The sequence below is a fragment of the Enterobacter cloacae complex sp. IR5450 genome, assembly GCF_049238665.1.
GTDB lineage: Bacteria > Pseudomonadota > Gammaproteobacteria > Enterobacterales > Enterobacteriaceae > Enterobacter > Enterobacter hormaechei_C.
In genome coordinates this window covers 61109-76579 of the sequence record NZ_JBMKIC010000003.1, presented here as the reverse complement: position 1 = coordinate 76579, position 15471 = coordinate 61109, and the positions used below count along the sequence as shown (strand labels likewise).

The 15471-nt window shown below is 55.1% G+C and carries 16 protein-coding genes; 15 read left to right on the top strand and 1 reads right to left on the bottom strand.

What is annotated here, in order from left to right; translation table 11 throughout:
* Position 1 precedes the first annotated feature (1 nt).
* The 10 genes from fabD (at position 2) to ptsG (ending at position 9525) form a co-directional block, all read left to right on the top strand.
* A complete protein-coding gene (gene fabD, locus ACOTYB_RS04125; RefSeq protein ID WP_045345714.1) occupies positions 2-931 on the top strand; it encodes an ACP S-malonyltransferase in 930 nt (309 codons plus the stop codon).
* Positions 932-943: 12 nt separating this feature from the next.
* Positions 944-1678 carry a 3-oxoacyl-ACP reductase FabG gene (gene fabG / locus ACOTYB_RS04120; protein WP_003857956.1) on the top strand — a complete coding sequence of 245 codons (735 nt, stop codon included), beginning with the start codon at positions 944-946 and terminating at the stop codon, positions 1676-1678.
* Between the two features lie 154 nt (positions 1679-1832).
* Positions 1833-2069, top strand: a complete 237-nt coding sequence (gene acpP / locus ACOTYB_RS04115; protein WP_003857954.1) for an acyl carrier protein — start codon at positions 1833-1835, stop codon at positions 2067-2069.
* Positions 2070-2160: 91 nt separating this feature from the next.
* Positions 2161-3402: a beta-ketoacyl-ACP synthase II gene (fabF, locus tag ACOTYB_RS04110; protein ID WP_003857950.1), complete on the top strand. Its 1242-nt coding sequence runs from the start codon at positions 2161-2163 to the stop codon at positions 3400-3402.
* Positions 3403-3522: 120 nt separating this feature from the next.
* Positions 3523-4332, top strand: coding sequence for an aminodeoxychorismate lyase (gene pabC, locus ACOTYB_RS04105; RefSeq protein WP_023315813.1), 810 nt, complete (start codon positions 3523-3525; stop codon positions 4330-4332).
* A 2-nt stretch (positions 4333-4334) separates the two neighbouring features.
* Complete coding sequence (gene yceG / locus ACOTYB_RS04100) at positions 4335-5357, top strand: cell division protein YceG (protein ID WP_045330553.1); 1023 nt, start codon at positions 4335-4337, stop codon at positions 5355-5357.
* On the top strand, positions 5347-5988 hold the full coding sequence (tmk, locus tag ACOTYB_RS04095; protein WP_003857946.1) for a dTMP kinase: 642 nt from the start codon (positions 5347-5349) through the stop codon (positions 5986-5988). The genes yceG and tmk overlap by 11 nt, the downstream gene beginning before the upstream one ends.
* Positions 5985-6989 carry a DNA polymerase III subunit delta' gene (gene holB / locus ACOTYB_RS04090; protein WP_220153736.1) on the top strand — a complete coding sequence of 335 codons (1005 nt, stop codon included), beginning with the start codon at positions 5985-5987 and terminating at the stop codon, positions 6987-6989. Before tmk ends, holB begins: the two co-directional genes overlap by 4 nt.
* Before the next feature lie 10 nt (positions 6990-6999).
* Positions 7000-7794, top strand: coding sequence for a metal-dependent hydrolase (locus ACOTYB_RS04085; RefSeq protein WP_220153737.1), 795 nt, complete (start codon positions 7000-7002; stop codon positions 7792-7794).
* Positions 7795-8091: 297 nt separating this feature from the next.
* The gene (gene ptsG / locus ACOTYB_RS04080) at positions 8092-9525 is read left to right on the top strand and encodes a PTS glucose transporter subunit IIBC (protein ID WP_003857942.1); all 1434 of its coding nucleotides are present in this window, start codon (positions 8092-8094) and stop codon (positions 9523-9525) included.
* A gap of 141 nt (positions 9526-9666) precedes the next feature.
* Here ptsG and fhuE read toward each other — a convergent pair whose 3' ends face one another.
* Complete coding sequence (gene fhuE / locus ACOTYB_RS04075) at positions 9667-11856, bottom strand: ferric-rhodotorulic acid/ferric-coprogen receptor FhuE (RefSeq protein ID WP_220153868.1); 2190 nt, start codon at positions 11854-11856, stop codon at positions 9667-9669.
* 353 nt (positions 11857-12209) lie between these two features.
* Here fhuE and hinT point away from each other — a divergent pair, with 353 nt between their 5' ends.
* Genes hinT through nagZ form a run of 5 tightly spaced genes read left to right on the top strand, consistent with a single transcriptional unit; the run spans position 12210 to position 15445 of the window.
* Positions 12210-12569, top strand: coding sequence for a purine nucleoside phosphoramidase (gene hinT, locus ACOTYB_RS04070; RefSeq protein ID WP_006809243.1), 360 nt, complete (start codon positions 12210-12212; stop codon positions 12567-12569).
* A gap of 1 nt (position 12570) precedes the next feature.
* Positions 12571-12945 carry a YcfL family protein gene (locus tag ACOTYB_RS04065; RefSeq protein WP_003857939.1) on the top strand — a complete coding sequence of 125 codons (375 nt, stop codon included), beginning with the start codon at positions 12571-12573 and terminating at the stop codon, positions 12943-12945.
* A 13-nt stretch (positions 12946-12958) separates the two neighbouring features.
* Positions 12959-13603: a penicillin-binding protein activator LpoB gene (gene lpoB, locus ACOTYB_RS04060; RefSeq protein WP_094881322.1), complete on the top strand. Its 645-nt coding sequence runs from the start codon at positions 12959-12961 to the stop codon at positions 13601-13603.
* Positions 13584-14408 (top strand): thiamine kinase, encoded by an 825-nt coding sequence (gene thiK / locus ACOTYB_RS04055; protein ID WP_045342791.1) that lies wholly within the window; start codon positions 13584-13586, stop codon positions 14406-14408. The genes lpoB and thiK overlap by 20 nt, the downstream gene beginning before the upstream one ends.
* Before the next feature lie 11 nt (positions 14409-14419).
* Positions 14420-15445, top strand: coding sequence for a beta-N-acetylhexosaminidase (nagZ, locus tag ACOTYB_RS04050; protein WP_003857934.1), 1026 nt, complete (start codon positions 14420-14422; stop codon positions 15443-15445).
* Positions 15446-15471 lie beyond the last annotated feature (26 nt).

Sequence of the window (15471 nt, the reverse complement as noted above, 5' to 3'; positions counted from 1 at the left end):
AATGACGCAATTTGCTTTTGTGTTCCCGGGACAGGGCTCGCAAACTGTTGGGATGTTGTCTGAAATGGCAGCAAACTATCCGGTTATTGAAGAGACTTTCCGTGAAGCTTCTGACGCGCTGGGTTATGATCTGTGGGCGCTGACCCAACAGGGCCCCGCTGAAGAACTGAACAAAACCTGGCAGACTCAACCGGCACTGCTGGCGGCATCCGTCGCATTGTGGCGCGTATGGCAGCAGCAGGACGGCAAAGCGCCGACGCTGATGGCGGGTCATAGCCTCGGTGAATACTCTGCGCTGGTCTGCGCTGGCGTGATTGCCTTCGCTGACGCGGTACGCCTGGTTGAATTGCGTGGTAAATTCATGCAGGAAGCGGTGCCAGAAGGCACGGGCGGCATGTCTGCCATCATTGGTCTGGATGATGATTCTATCGCTAAAGCCTGTGAAGAATCTGCTGAAGGTCAGGTCGTTTCTCCGGTAAACTTTAACTCGCCAGGCCAGGTGGTAATCGCGGGTCATAAAGAAGCGGTTGAGCGTGCAGGCGCTGCCTGTAAAGCTGCGGGCGCAAAACGTGCACTGCCCCTGCCGGTGAGCGTGCCGTCTCACTGCGCGCTGATGAAGCCCGCAGCCGATAAGCTCGCGGTTGAGCTGGAAAAAATGACCTTTAACGCACCGACGATTTCCGTTGTGAATAACGTCGATGTGAAGTGCGAAACCGCGCCGGAGGCTATCCGTAACGCGCTGGTTCGCCAGCTCTACAGCCCGGTTCAGTGGACTAAAACTGTTGAATTTATGGCGTCTCAGGGCGTGGAACATCTGTATGAAGTCGGTCCAGGTAAAGTACTTACCGGTCTGACAAAACGTATTGTAGATACCCTGACTGCCTCGGCGATTAACGAGCCGGAAGCCATGAAAGCGGCACTCTCGCAATAAAAGAGGAATACCATGAGTTTTGAAGGAAAAATTGCCCTGGTGACCGGCGCAAGCCGCGGTATTGGGCGCGCTATTGCTGAAACACTGGTTGCGCGCGGCGCAACGGTGATCGGGACTGCGACCAGCGAGAATGGCGCACAGGCCATCAGCGACTATCTGGGTGCGAACGGTAAAGGTCTGGTACTGAATGTGACTGAACCAGCATCTATCGAATCTGTTCTGGAAAATATTCGCGCAGAGTTTGGCGAAGTGGATATTCTGGTCAATAATGCCGGGATCACTCGCGACAACCTGCTGATGCGAATGAAAGACGACGAGTGGAACGATATTATCGAAACCAACCTGTCATCTGTATTCCGTCTGTCAAAAGCGGTAATGCGCGCTATGATGAAAAAGCGTCATGGTCGTATTATCACTGTAGGTTCTGTGGTTGGTACCATGGGAAATGCTGGTCAGGCTAACTACGCTGCGGCGAAAGCAGGTCTGATCGGTTTCAGTAAGTCGCTGGCGCGTGAAGTCGCGTCCCGCGGAATTACTGTAAACGTTGTTGCTCCGGGCTTTATTGAAACGGACATGACGCGTGCGCTAACTGATGAGCAGCGTGCGGGTACGCTGGCGGCAGTTCCAGCGGGTCGTCTTGGCGACCCTAAAGAAATCGCCAGCGCGGTTGCATTTTTAGCCTCTGACGAAGCGGGTTACATCACTGGTGAAACCCTCCACGTCAACGGCGGGATGTACATGGTTTAATCACGATCGAAAATATTTGCGTTATTTGGGCAAATGGCCTCAAAATAACGTAAAATCGTGGTAAGACCTGCCGGGATTTAGTTGCAAATTTTTCAACATTTTATACACTACGAAAACCATCGCGAAAGCGAGTTTTGATAGGAAATTTAAGAGTATGAGCACTATCGAAGAACGCGTTAAGAAAATTATCGGCGAACAGCTGGGCGTTAAGCAGGAAGAAGTTGTGAACTCCGCTTCCTTTGTTGAAGACCTGGGCGCAGATTCTCTTGACACCGTTGAGCTGGTAATGGCTCTGGAAGAAGAGTTTGATACTGAGATTCCGGACGAAGAAGCTGAGAAAATCACCACCGTTCAGGCTGCCATTGATTACATCAACGGTCACCAGGCGTAAGTGAACATCTCCAGGCGGTCATTCGACCGCCTGAGTTTTATCTTTTGTTGTCCCACGAATCTCTTTTTTTATCCCTCCCTGGAGGACAAGCGTGTCTAAGCGTCGTGTAGTTGTGACCGGACTTGGCATGTTGTCTCCTGTCGGCAATACCGTAGAGTCCACCTGGAAAGCTCTCCTTGCCGGTCAGAGCGGCATCAGCCTAATCGACCATTTCGATACTAGCGCCTATGCAACGAAATTTGCTGGCTTAGTAAAGGATTTTAACTGTGAAGAGATCATCTCGCGCAAAGAACAGCGCAAGATGGATGCCTTCATTCAATATGGAATTGTCGCTGGCGTTCAGGCCATGCAGGATTCTGGCCTTGAGATTACGGAAGAGAACGCGACCCGTATCGGCGCCGCTATCGGCTCCGGGATTGGCGGTCTTGGACTGATTGAAGAAAACCATACATCTCTGATGAATGGCGGCCCGCGTAAAATCAGCCCGTTCTTCGTTCCGTCTACGATTGTCAACATGGTGGCAGGTCACCTGACCATTATGTTCGGCCTGCGTGGCCCAAGCATCTCAATCGCGACAGCCTGTACGTCTGGCGTGCATAACATCGGCCAGGCCGCGCGTATCATTGCGTACGGCGATGCAGATGCTATGGTTGCGGGCGGCGCTGAAAAAGCCAGTACCCCACTGGGCGTCGGTGGTTTCGGTGCAGCGCGTGCGCTCTCTACCCGAAACGATAATCCTCAGGCGGCGAGCCGTCCGTGGGATAAAGACCGTGATGGTTTCGTGCTGGGTGACGGTGCAGGCATGATCGTACTGGAAGAGTACGAACACGCGAAAAAACGTGGCGCGAAAATTTATGCTGAAGTTGTTGGCTTTGGCATGAGCAGCGATGCTTATCACATGACGTCTCCTCCAGAGAATGGCGCAGGTGCTGCGCTGGCGATGGAAAACGCCATCCGTGATGCGGGCATTACGCCGGCACAGATTGGCTACGTTAACGCGCACGGGACGTCTACCCCTGCGGGCGATAAAGCAGAAGCGCAGGCTGTTAAGTCTATCTTCGGCGAATCTGCCAGCCGTGTGCTGGTGAGCTCCACGAAATCCATGACCGGTCACCTGCTGGGCGCTGCGGGGGCAGTAGAGTCAATCTACTCTATTCTCGCGCTGCGCGATCAGGCTGTACCACCAACCATCAACCTGGATAACCCGGATGAAGGTTGCGATCTGGACTTCGTTCCTCACGAAGCGCGCCAGGTTAGCGGTATGGAGTATACCCTGTGTAACTCCTTCGGCTTCGGTGGGACTAACGGTTCTCTGATCTTCAAAAAGGTCTGAGTCTGGTTGGTCGCTGACGATAAAAAAGGTCCGCTTGCCGGGCCTTTTTTATTAGGCGAAATCCCCTTGTCCGGCTGTCCACATCCTGCCAGACTGAGCCTCCACGCATAAGGAGCCACTATGTTTTTGATTAATGGCCTTGAGCAAGACACGCTGCCGGCAAGCGACAGGGCGACCCAGTTTGGCGATGGTTGTTTCACGACTGCGCGTATTCTCGACGGTGACGTGTGCCTGCTCGGGGCCCATATCCTTCGTTTACAAAAAGCCTGCGAAACATTACTGATCCCCTTCTCGCAGTGGGACATTCTTGAAAGTGAGATGCGTCGGCTGGCGTCAGAAAAAGCAAGCGGCGTCCTGAAAGTCATTATCAGCCGCGGGAGCGGTGGCCGGGGCTATAGCGGTTCTGCCTGTCTGCATCCTACGCGGATCCTTTCCGTTTCAGATTATCCTTCCCATTATGCGCACTGGCGTGAAGAGGGCGTAGCCCTGGCGCTAAGTCCGGTACGTCTGGGAAGAAACCCGATGCTCGCTGGCATAAAACACCTCAACCGCCTTGAACAGGTGCTAATTCGTACTCATCTTGAGCAGACGGAGGCCGGGGAGGCGCTGGTTCTTGACAGCGAAGGGTACATTACGGAATGCTGTGCGGCTAATTTACTCTGGCGGAAGGGCAGTGACGTGTTCACGCCTTCGCTGGAGCAGGCCGGCGTCAACGGCATTATGCGGCAGTTTTGTATGCACCAGCTGGCACGCGCAGGCTTTCGCGTTGTCGAAGTCAACGCTAAGGAAGAGGCGCTGTTGGCTGCCGATGAAGTCGTTATCTGCAATGCGCTGATGCCCGTTGTCCCCGTTCGCGCTTATGGCCGCAAATGCTGGTCATCCCGCGAGCTGTTCCAGTTACTGGCCCCGTTATGTGAGCAAACCAGGTAGTCATGAAGAAAATGTTACGCTTTGTCCTCCTTCTGATCGTTGCGTTAGGTATCGCTGGCGGAGCGGGAGTGTGGAAAGTCCGTCAGCTGGCGGAGAGTCAGATCCTGATAAAAGACGAGACGATTTTTACCCTGAAAGCGGGGACCGGGCGTCAGGCGCTTGGTCAGCAGCTGTATGACGACAAAATTATCAATCGCCCACGCGTATTCCAGTGGCTGCTGCGTATTGAACCGGACCTGTCCCATTTCAAGGCCGGTACCTATCGCTTTACCCCTGGCATGACCGTGCGCGAAATGCTGCAACTGCTGGAAAGTGGTAAAGAAGCCCAATTCCCGCTGCGTTTCGTGGAAGGTATGCGTCTGAGCGATTACCTCAGGCAGCTGCGTGACGCGCCGTACATCAAGCATACGCTGAAAGATGACCGCTACCAGACCGTGGCAGACGCCTTAAAATTCGAACATCCCGAGTGGGTGGAAGGCTGGTTCTGGCCCGATACGTGGATGTATACGGCAGGCACGACGGATGTGGCCATTCTGAAGCGCGCGCACAACAAAATGGTCGCGGCGGTAGACGCTGCCTGGGAAGGGCGAGCAGAAGGCCTGCCTTATAAAGATCAAAACCAGTTCATGACGATGGCCTCGATCATCGAGAAAGAGACGGCCGTTGCTGCCGAACGTGACCAGGTTGCCTCGGTGTTTATTAACCGTCTGCGCATCGGCATGCGTTTGCAAACCGATCCTACCGTCATCTACGGCATGGGCGAAAACTACAACGGCAGGATTTCCAGAAAAGATCTGGAGACGCCAACGGCGTATAATACTTACGTGATTAGCGGCCTGCCGCCTGGACCGATTGCGACGCCGAGTGAAGCATCGTTGAAGGCCGCCGCGCACCCGGCCAAAACGCCGTATCTCTATTTTGTGGCTGACGGAAAAGGGGGGCACACGTTCAATACCAACCTGGCCAGCCACAATCGCTCCGTTCAGGACTATCTGAAGGCACTTAAGGAAAAAAATGCGCAGTAAATACATTGTCATTGAGGGACTCGAAGGGGCGGGCAAAACAACTGCCCGTAACGTGGTGGTGGATACGCTTACGTCGCTTGGCGTTGCCGACATGGTCTTCACCCGCGAGCCGGGCGGTACGCAGCTGGCGGAAAAACTGCGCAGCCTGGTTCTGGATATCAAATCCGTTGGCGATGAAGTTATTACCGACAAAGCGGAAGTGCTGATGTTCTATGCGGCGCGCGTTCAGCTGGTGGAGACGGTGATCAAACCCGCTCTGGCAGAAGGGAAATGGGTGATTGGCGATCGCCACGATCTCTCAACCCAGGCATATCAGGGCGGTGGCCGGGGTATCGACCAGACCATGCTGGCTACGCTTCGCGACGCGGTTCTGGGCGATTTCCGTCCTGACCTGACGCTGTATCTGGACGTGACCCCTGAGGTGGGCCTGAAGCGCGCCCGTGCCCGCGGCGAACTGGACCGCATTGAACAGGAATCTTTTGATTTCTTTAACCGCACCCGTGCGCGTTATCTGGAGCTGGCCGGGCAGGACAAGACCATTCGTACCATCGATGCGACGCAATCCCTTGAAGACGTTACGCGTGATATTCAGCAGACAGTTACGCAGTGGCTACAGGAGCAGCAGGCATGAAATGGTATCCATGGTTGCGCCCACACTTTGAACAGCTGATCGGCAGCTATCAGGTTGGTCGGGGGCATCATGCGTTACTGATCCAGGCGCTTCCGGGAATGGGTGATGATGCGTTGATTTACGCCATCACCCGCTTTCTGATGTGCCAACAGCCGGAAGGACATAAAAGCTGCGGTAAGTGCCGGGGTTGCCAGCTCATGCAGGCGGGCACGCATCCTGACTATTACCCCCTCGAACCCGAGAAAGGCAAAAATACGCTCGGTATCGACGCGGTGCGTGAGGTCAGTGAGAAACTGTACGAATATGCGCGTCTGGGCGGGGCGAAAGTGGTGTGGCTGAAAGACGCCGCGCTGCTCACGGAAGCCGCAGCCAACGCCCTGTTAAAAACCCTGGAAGAGCCGCCAGAGAACACCTGGTTTTTCCTCTCCTGCCGCGAGCCGGAACGCTTGCTGGCGACGCTGCGCAGTCGCTGCCGTCTTCACCACCTCGCTGTCCCTCAGGAATCCTGGTCGCTCGCCTGGCTTGAGCGAGAAGTGACGGTGTCACAAGACGCGGCGCGCTCGGCGTTGCGCCTGTGCAGCGGTGCGCCTGCGGCTGCGCTGGCCTTATTGCAGCCGGAGGTGTGGTCCCAGCGTGAAACGCTGTGTCGTGCGGTTGAATCAGCCCTCGACAGCCATGACTGGCTGAGCATGCTGCCAGCGCTGAACAGCGATCAGGCTCCGGAACGGCTGCACTGGCTGGCCGCACTGCTGCTGGATGCGCTCAAAATCCAGCAGGGGGCTACGCTTCTGACTAACCCTGACGTGTGGGCGTTGGTCACCACACTTGCGAATCGCCTGTCAGGGCAGTCGCTGCACGCTATCCTTCATGATATCTGCCAGAGTCGTGAACAACTTTTGACGGTAACCGGTCTCAATCGCGAGCTTTTACTGACCGACCAGTTACTGCGTATCGAACACTACCTGCAACCGGGTGTCATACCGCCGGTTTCCCACCTCTGAGAGAGACATTATGTTTTTAGTCGACTCACACTGCCATCTCGATGGCCTGGATTATCAATCCCTGCATAAAAATGTGGACGACGTGCTGGCGAAAGCCGCCGCGCGCGATGTGAAATTTTGCCTGGCCGTGGCGACCACGTTGCCGGGTTACCGCTCCATGCGTGAACTGGTAGGCGAGCGCGATAATGTCGTCTTCTCCTGCGGTGTGCATCCGCTGAATCAGGATGAAGCTTACGACGTTGAGGATTTACGCCGTCTTGCCGCAGAAGAGGGCGTAGTGGCGATGGGCGAGACCGGTCTGGACTATTTCTACACCCTCGAAACAAAACCTCGCCAGCAGGAATCCTTCCGCAACCACATCCGTATTGGCCGTGAGCTGAATAAGCCGGTTATCGTTCATACCCGCGATGCGCGCGCCGACACGCTGGCGATCCTGCGGGAAGAAAAGGTGACGGATTGCGGTGGCGTACTACACTGTTTCACAGAAGACAGAGAAACGGCGGGTAAGCTGCTTGATTTAGGCTTTTATATTTCATTCTCGGGGATTGTCACGTTCCGCAATGCTGAGCAACTGCGTGATGCGGCGCGCTATGTTCCGCTGGATCGTATTCTGGTGGAAACCGATTCCCCGTACCTGGCGCCGGTGCCTCATCGCGGCAAAGAGAATCAGCCAGCGATGACCCGGGATGTCGCTGAGTATATGGCCGTTCTGAAAGGTGTCAGTATCGAAGAACTGGCTCGCGTGACAACGGAAAACTTCGCCAGCCTGTTCCATATCGACCCCGCCCGCCTGCAATCTGTCTGATACACCTGTTATTTTTTGGCTCGTAATTAATAAGTAAAACGAGTAAAGTTCACCGCCTCATTTGGGGCGGTGATGGCGTTTTTAGACACATCCAGACATGCTTTATGTAAATATCTGCAAGTTTTTTGGCCGTCTTGAACTGAAACGTGATAGCCGTCAAACAAACTCAGAGGGAATTATTTTACTCTGTGTAATAAATAAAGGGCGCTTAGATGTCCTGTCCACGGCGCGGTACTCCCCCCGGGCCAATGCGTGAAAACGTAAAAAAAGCACAAATACTCAGGAGCACTCTCAATTATGTTTAAGAATGCATTTGCTAACCTGCAAAAGGTCGGTAAATCGCTGATGCTGCCAGTATCCGTACTGCCTATCGCAGGTATCCTGCTGGGTGTCGGTTCTGCAAACTTCAGCTGGCTGCCAGCCGTAGTTTCCCACGTGATGGCCGAAGCAGGCGGTTCTGTTTTTGCTAACATGCCGCTGATCTTCGCTATCGGTGTTGCTCTGGGCTTCACCAATAACGACGGTGTATCTGCTCTGGCGTCCGTTGTTGCTTACGGCATCATGGTGAAAACCATGGCTGTGGTTGCGCCGCTGGTACTGCATTTACCTGCTGAAGAGATTGCCGCTAAGCATCTGGCGGACACCGGTGTTCTCGGTGGTATCATCTCCGGTGCGATTGCAGCGTATATGTTTAACCGCTTCTATCGCATCAAGCTGCCTGAGTATCTGGGCTTCTTCGCGGGTAAACGTTTTGTGCCGATCATTTCTGGATTGGCCGCGATTTTCACCGGTGTGGTCCTGTCCTTCATCTGGCCACCAATCGGTACGGCAATCCAGACCTTCTCTCAGTGGGCGGCTTACCAGAACCCGGTTGTGGCGTTCGGTATCTACGGCTTCATTGAGCGCTGCCTGGTACCATTTGGTCTGCATCACATCTGGAACGTTCCATTCCAGATGCAGATTGGTGAATACACCAACGCAGCAGGCCAGGTGTTCCACGGCGACATCCCACGCTACATGGCGGGTGACCCAACGGCAGGTAAACTGTCTGGTGGCTTCCTGTTCAAAATGTACGGTCTGCCAGCTGCCGCAATTGCGATTTGGCACTCTGCTAAACCAGAGAACCGTGCAAAAGTGGGCGGTATCATGATCTCCGCAGCGCTGACCTCGTTCCTGACCGGTATCACCGAGCCGATCGAGTTCTCCTTCATGTTCGTTGCGCCGATCCTGTACATCATCCACGCTGTACTGGCAGGTCTGGCATTCCCAATCTGTATCCTGCTGGGTATGCGTGACGGTACGTCCTTCTCTCACGGTCTGATCGACTTCATCGTTCTGTCCGGTAACAGCAGCAAGCTGTGGCTGTTCCCAATCGTGGGTGCAGGCTACGCAGTGGTGTACTACACCGTCTTCCGCGTGCTGATCAAAGCACTGGACCTGAAAACGCCGGGTCGTGAAGATGCAACGGAAGACAGCAAAGCCGGTGCGACCAGCGAAATGGCGCCTGCTCTGGTAGCTGCTTTCGGTGGTAAAGAGAACATCACTAACCTGGACGCGTGTATCACTCGTCTGCGTGTGAGCGTTGCCGACGTGGCGAAAGTAGACCAGCCGGGTCTGAAAAAACTGGGCGCAGCGGGCGTCGTTGTTGCAGGTTCTGGTGTTCAGGCAATCTTCGGTACTAAATCCGATAACCTGAAAACTGAAATGGATGAGTACATCCGCAACAACTAAGCTGTGACCTGGGGAGACTAAGGCAGCCGAATGGCTGCCTTTTTTATTATTGCGGCTTGTGGTGCCGGGTGGCGGCTGCGCCTTACCTGGCCTACGTGATGGGTAGGCCCGGTAAGCGCAGCGCCACCGGGCTTCTGTCACTCAGAAATCGTAGCTCGCGCTCACCGAGACGTTCAGCGGCGCGCCATACACCGCATACGATCCGACGTAGTCGTAATGCTCTTTGTCGAACAGGTTGTTGACGTTAGCCTGTACCGCAAAATCTTTGGTGACCTGATAACGGCTGAACAGGTTCACCAGACCATAGCTGCCTTGCTCCGCGCGGGAACGTCCTGCCGGGCCGCCTTCCACGTCCGTCCACACTTTGTTCTGCCAGTTTACGCCACCGCCCACGGTCAGTTCCGGCAGCATTGGCAACTGATAGCGGGTGAAGAGCTTCATGGTTGTGCGCGGCTGATCGGAGCTGACGGCGTTGCCATTCTTATCTTCTACGATGTAACGCGTCGCGCCGAAGGTCAGCTGCCAGTTATCGGTCAGGGCACCGTTGAGCTCGAACTCGACCCCTTTGCTGACCACCCCGTCCAGCGATTCATAGATCGACTCACCGCTCGGCATGTAGGTGTAGGTATTGCTGGCGACGTTATCCTGCTCAATGCGGAAAATCGCCAGTGAGGTGGTGAGGCGGGTATTAAACCAGTCTGCCTTCACCCCGGCTTCGTAGCTTTTGCCCGTGGTAGGGTCGAGATAACGTCCGTTGGCATCGCGCTTATCCTGCGGCTGGAAGATAGAGGTATAGCTGACGTAGGTCGACCAGTCCTCATTGATGTCATACACCAGGCCAGCGTACGGCGTGACATCATCTTTGGTGCTTTCCAGACGGGTATTCGGCGATCCTGCCGGGTTATAACGAATATTGTATTGGGTGTAGCGCGCGCCCAGGATCAGGTGCAGCGGATCGGCCAGCGAGAAACGAGCCGAAGAATAGGCTGAAGACTGGCGAATATCATCCTTGCTGTAGAGTTTCCACGGCGTCCACTGCGGATCGGCGATGTTCCCGTTCCAGTTCTTAAAGTTGCCGACATCCACCATGCCGTATACCGCATCCGGCATGGAGTTGTCGTAATGGTTACGCTGACGGCTGAAGCTGCCGCCGAACATCATTTCATGTTGACGACCAAAGAGATCGAAGCCGCCGCGCAGGAAGGCGTCGACCGCATCCTGTTTACGTTCCCCGCGGTTCCAGCCGCCGTAACCCACCAGGCCCGCGCCGGTCTCTTTATCCGGATAGCCGGACATATACATCAGCTTAGAGTCAAAGTTGGTTTCAGCATGCATGCCGTTGATGTGCGCTTCCCAGCCATTATCGAAACGCTGGGTCAGGTTAGCGAAGATGCGGGTGCTGTCTTTATCCGAATAGGCCCAGTCAGGCGCGACGGTCTGGCTGCGATTGTAGTTAGTCTTACTTCCGTCGCTGTACCAGGTCGGCAGTCCGCCCCAGGTTGGGTCGGCGGTATGGCTTTCCTGATACTCATACCCTACCGAGAGAGTCGTGCTGTCGGTGACATCCGCGTCCATCACGCCGTAGAGGAATTTCTTCCGGTAGTGGTAGTTATCCACGAAGCTGTCGTTGTCCTGATAACCGGTGATCAGACGACCCCGTACCTTACCTGACTCTACCAGCGGCGCCTGGAGATCCAGCACGTAGCGCTGCTTGTCCCAGCTGCCGTAGCTGGCGGAGACGTTACCTTTAAATTCCGGGCTGTCCGCGTGCTTACGCACCATATTAACGTACGCCGCCGGGTTCCCCGTGCCGGACATCAGGCCGGTGGCGCCGCGAACCACTTCAATGCGGTCATAAATCGCGGTATCGGCGGCGGTATCACCAAAGTTCCACACTTCACTGATGGAGGTTGGCAGGTCGTCATAGGCGTAGTTGCTGACGAAAAAGCCGCGTGAGTAAAACACGGTACGGTCGCTGTCCTGCACCTGGGCCGTAATGCCCGTGGTGTTCGTCAGCACCTGTCCGATGGATTGCAGATTCTGGTCAGCCATACGTTGCTGGCTGATAACGCTGACGGACTGTGGGATGTCGCGGGGAACCAACAACAGTTTGGTGCCGGTGGTGGTGGTTTTTACGCTGTAATCCTGATCCTGGCTGGCAGAAAGATCCTGTGTGTTGTCAAAACCCCCGTCAACGACAACGGTATCTTCGGTGGTTGAAGCAGCGAAAGCGGCGGTTGGCGTCAATGCCATAGCAATGCAGGCGGCCAGCAACGAAGGTGTTGCGGCAGGCTGACGTTGCCCATCCCTGGTGTGATTAATGAAAGACATCATCAAACCCTTAGTGAATGGTGAAGGTATTTCGCGACAGTCCCGCTAGCACGGGCTGACGTCGTTTTCTATGTTAAAAATGCGCATGAAAATGCAAATGCGAAATATACGCATTGTGATTAACGCTGTAAACAGATGTTTCGGGATGAACTGAAATAAGGTTTCAGAAAAGAAAAGTCCTAAAGCGATGCCTCTTCAGCCAGATGGGGGACAATCAGGAAAGAAATCACGGGAGAAGGTTGAAAGGACAGGAGAAACTCGCTCATACTCTTGTCTTGTGTCACGCAGTAAATCAGACAATGTGTGTTAACAACGGACGCACGACGCCAGATTAAACTTAAAAGGAAAAGGTCATGGCTGAAGAAACGATTTTCAGTAAAATTATCCGCCGCGAAATTCCGTCGGATATTGTCTATCAGGATGAACTGGTCACGGCTTTCCGCGACATTTCTCCCCAGGCGCCGACGCACATCCTTATTATTCCCAATATTCTGATCCCGACCGTTAATGACGTTAAAACCGAGCATGAAGTGGCGCTGGGCCGTATGCTGACGGTGGCCGCGAAAATCGCTGAGCAGGAAGGGATTGCTGAAGACGGATACCGTTTGATCATGAACTGTAATCGCCATGGCGGCCAGGAAGTCTATCATATTCATATGCATCTGCTGGGTGGACGTCCACTGGGACCGATGCTGGCACATAAAGGTCTTTAATATGTTAACTGGGCGTATTGCAGCGCTGATCGTGACGCTGGTAATGGTTGGGTGCAGCGCGCGTCCCGCCATCCCGGTCAGTGAAGAACAGACGCTGGTGATGGAGTCCTCAGTGCTTGCTGCGGGCATCACGGCGGAGAAGCCTTCGCTGACCATAAGCGAAATCCAGTCTTCAGCCTCTTCTACGCTCTATAACGAAAGGCAAGAGCCAGTGACGGTGCATTATCGCTTCTACTGGTATGACGTGAGAGGTCTTGAGATGCACCCGCTTGAGGCGCCGCGCAGCGTGACCATCCCGGCAAGATCGTCGGTCACGCTCTACGGTAGCGCCAGCTATCTGGGTGCACATAAGGTGAGACTTTATCTTTATTTGTAAGGAGTGAACCTTGATTAAAACAATGAGCCGTTATGCGCTCCTGAGTGCCATTGCACTCTTTCTGGCGGGTTGTGTGACGCGAACGGAAGAACCTGCACCGGTGGATCAGGCGAAGCCGGGAACGGAACAGCCAACAACGCCAGCGCAGCCTGTTCCAACCGTGCCGTCTGTACCGACCATTCCGGCGCAGCCTGGCCCGATCGAACATCCGGACGACACCGCACAGCCTGCGCCGCGAGTACGCCACTATGACTGGAATGGCGCAATGCAGCCGATGGTGGGCAAAATGTTGCAGGCACAGGGTGTTACGCCCGGCAGCGTGCTGCTGGTGGACAGCGTGAACAATCGTACAAACGGTTCCCTGAATGCGGGAGAAGCGACGGAAACCCTGCGCAACGCGCTGGCAAACAACGGTAAATTTACGCTGGTCTCTGCTCAGCAGCTCGCGGTCGCCAAGCAGCAGCTTGGTCTGTCGCCTCAGGACAGCCTGGGTTCGCGCAGTAAAGCGATTGGTATTGCCCGCAACGTTGGCGCGCAGTATGTCCTTTATTCTAACGCGACAGGCAACGTGAACACGCCGTCGTTGCAGATGCAGTTAATGCTGGTTCAGACCGGCGAAATTATCTGGTCAGGTAAAGGTGCCGTTACGCAACAATAAGCGCACGCGTCATGATGTCCTGACGCGTTATTTCCCTCAATACCATGTTATCGCGCCGCAAGCCCCCGCCGGGCTTGGCGGCGCGAGTTGCATTATTGAGCGTGGTGACCATCGGCTGGTTTTACGTCAGCATCACGATGCCGCCGCGCCTGCCTCCCATTTTCGTCGCCAGTTCCGCGCCCTGAAGCGCCTGCCCGCCGACCTTGCGCCACAACCTCATCTCTTTATCAGAGACTGGATGGCGGTGGCGTTTATTGCGGGTGAGATCAAAAGCGAGCTTCCCGATACGCCTGCGCTGACAGCCATGCTGTATCATCTGCATCGCCAGCCGCGTCTGGGCTGGCGGGTAACGTTACTTCCTTTGCTGGATCACTACTGGCAGCAGGCTGCGCCTGGACGACGCACGCCCTACTGGCTGGCGCAGCTTAAGCGGTTGCGTAAAGCGGGAGAGCCGCAGGCGTTACGTCTGGCGCCGCTGCATATGGATGTCCACGCGGGGAATATCGTTCATACCACGGCAGGCGAGAAACTTATCGACTGGGAATATGCCGGAGACGGTGACGTGGCGCTCGAACTTGCTGCGGTCTGGATGCCTGATGAGGCGTCGCGCGAGCAGCTGATAACCGCCTATGCCCGAAACGCCAACATCAATGCGCTCACCCTTGCGCGGCAGGTCGCGCGCTGGCGTCCGTGGGTGTTGATGCTGATGGCGGGATGGTTTGAAATGCGCCTTCAGCAGACAGGTGACAAACAATTTATTGCGCTGGCAAATGATGCCTGGCGTCAGTTACAAACGAAAGGATAAGAGAGGTTGGTGTGGGTCCAGTAATGTTGGATGTTGAAGGGTTTGAGCTGGATGCGGAAGAGCGCGAAATTCTGGCACATCCGCTGGTAGGGGGGCTGATTCTTTTCACCCGCAATTATCATGATCCGGAGCAGTTGCGTGAGCTGGTTCGCCAGATCCGTGCGGCGTCGCGCAATCACCTGGTGGTGGCCGTAGACCAGGAAGGTGGGCGTGTGCAGCGTTTCCGCGAAGGGTTTACCCGTTTACCCGCCGCGCAATCTTTTGCTGCGCTGCTGGGGATCGAAGAGGGCGGTCAACTGGCGCAGGATGCCGGCTGGCTGATGGCCAGCGAGATGATCGCCATGGATATCGACATCAGCTTCGCCCCGGTGCTGGACGTAGGACACATTAGCGCGGCAATTGGTGAGCGTTCGTATCATGACGATCCGCGTATTGCGCTGGCAATGGCGACGCGCTTTATTGACGGTATGCATGCTGCGGGCATGAAAACCACCGGCAAACATTTTCCGGGCCACGGGGCGGTGACGGCAGATTCCCATAAAGAAACCCCGCGCGATCCGCGCCCGGAAGCAGACATTCGCGCTAAAGATATGTCGGTTTTCCGCTCGTTGATCGCTGATAACAAGCTGGATGCCATCATGCCTGCGCACGTCATATACAGTGAGGTCGATCCGCGTCCAGCCAGCGGCTCTCCACACTGGCTGAAAACCGTGCTGCGTCAGGAGTTAGGCTTCAATGGCGTAATTTTCTCTGACGATTTATCCATGGAAGGGGCGGCGATTATGGGTAGCTATGCCGAACGTGGGCAGGCTTCGCTGGATGCGGGTTGCGATATGATCCTCGTCTGCAATAATCGTAAAGGGGCGGTGAGCGTGCTGGATAACCTGTCGCCGATCAATGCTGAACGTGTTACACAATTGTATCATAAAGGTTCATTTAGTCGTCAGGAGCTGATGGACTCGGCGCGCTGGAAAACGGTAAACGCCCGGCTTGAAGCCCTGAACGAGCGCTGGCAGGCACATAAAGCAGCCCTTTAATTCATCCCGGAAGGCGTAGCGTGGTG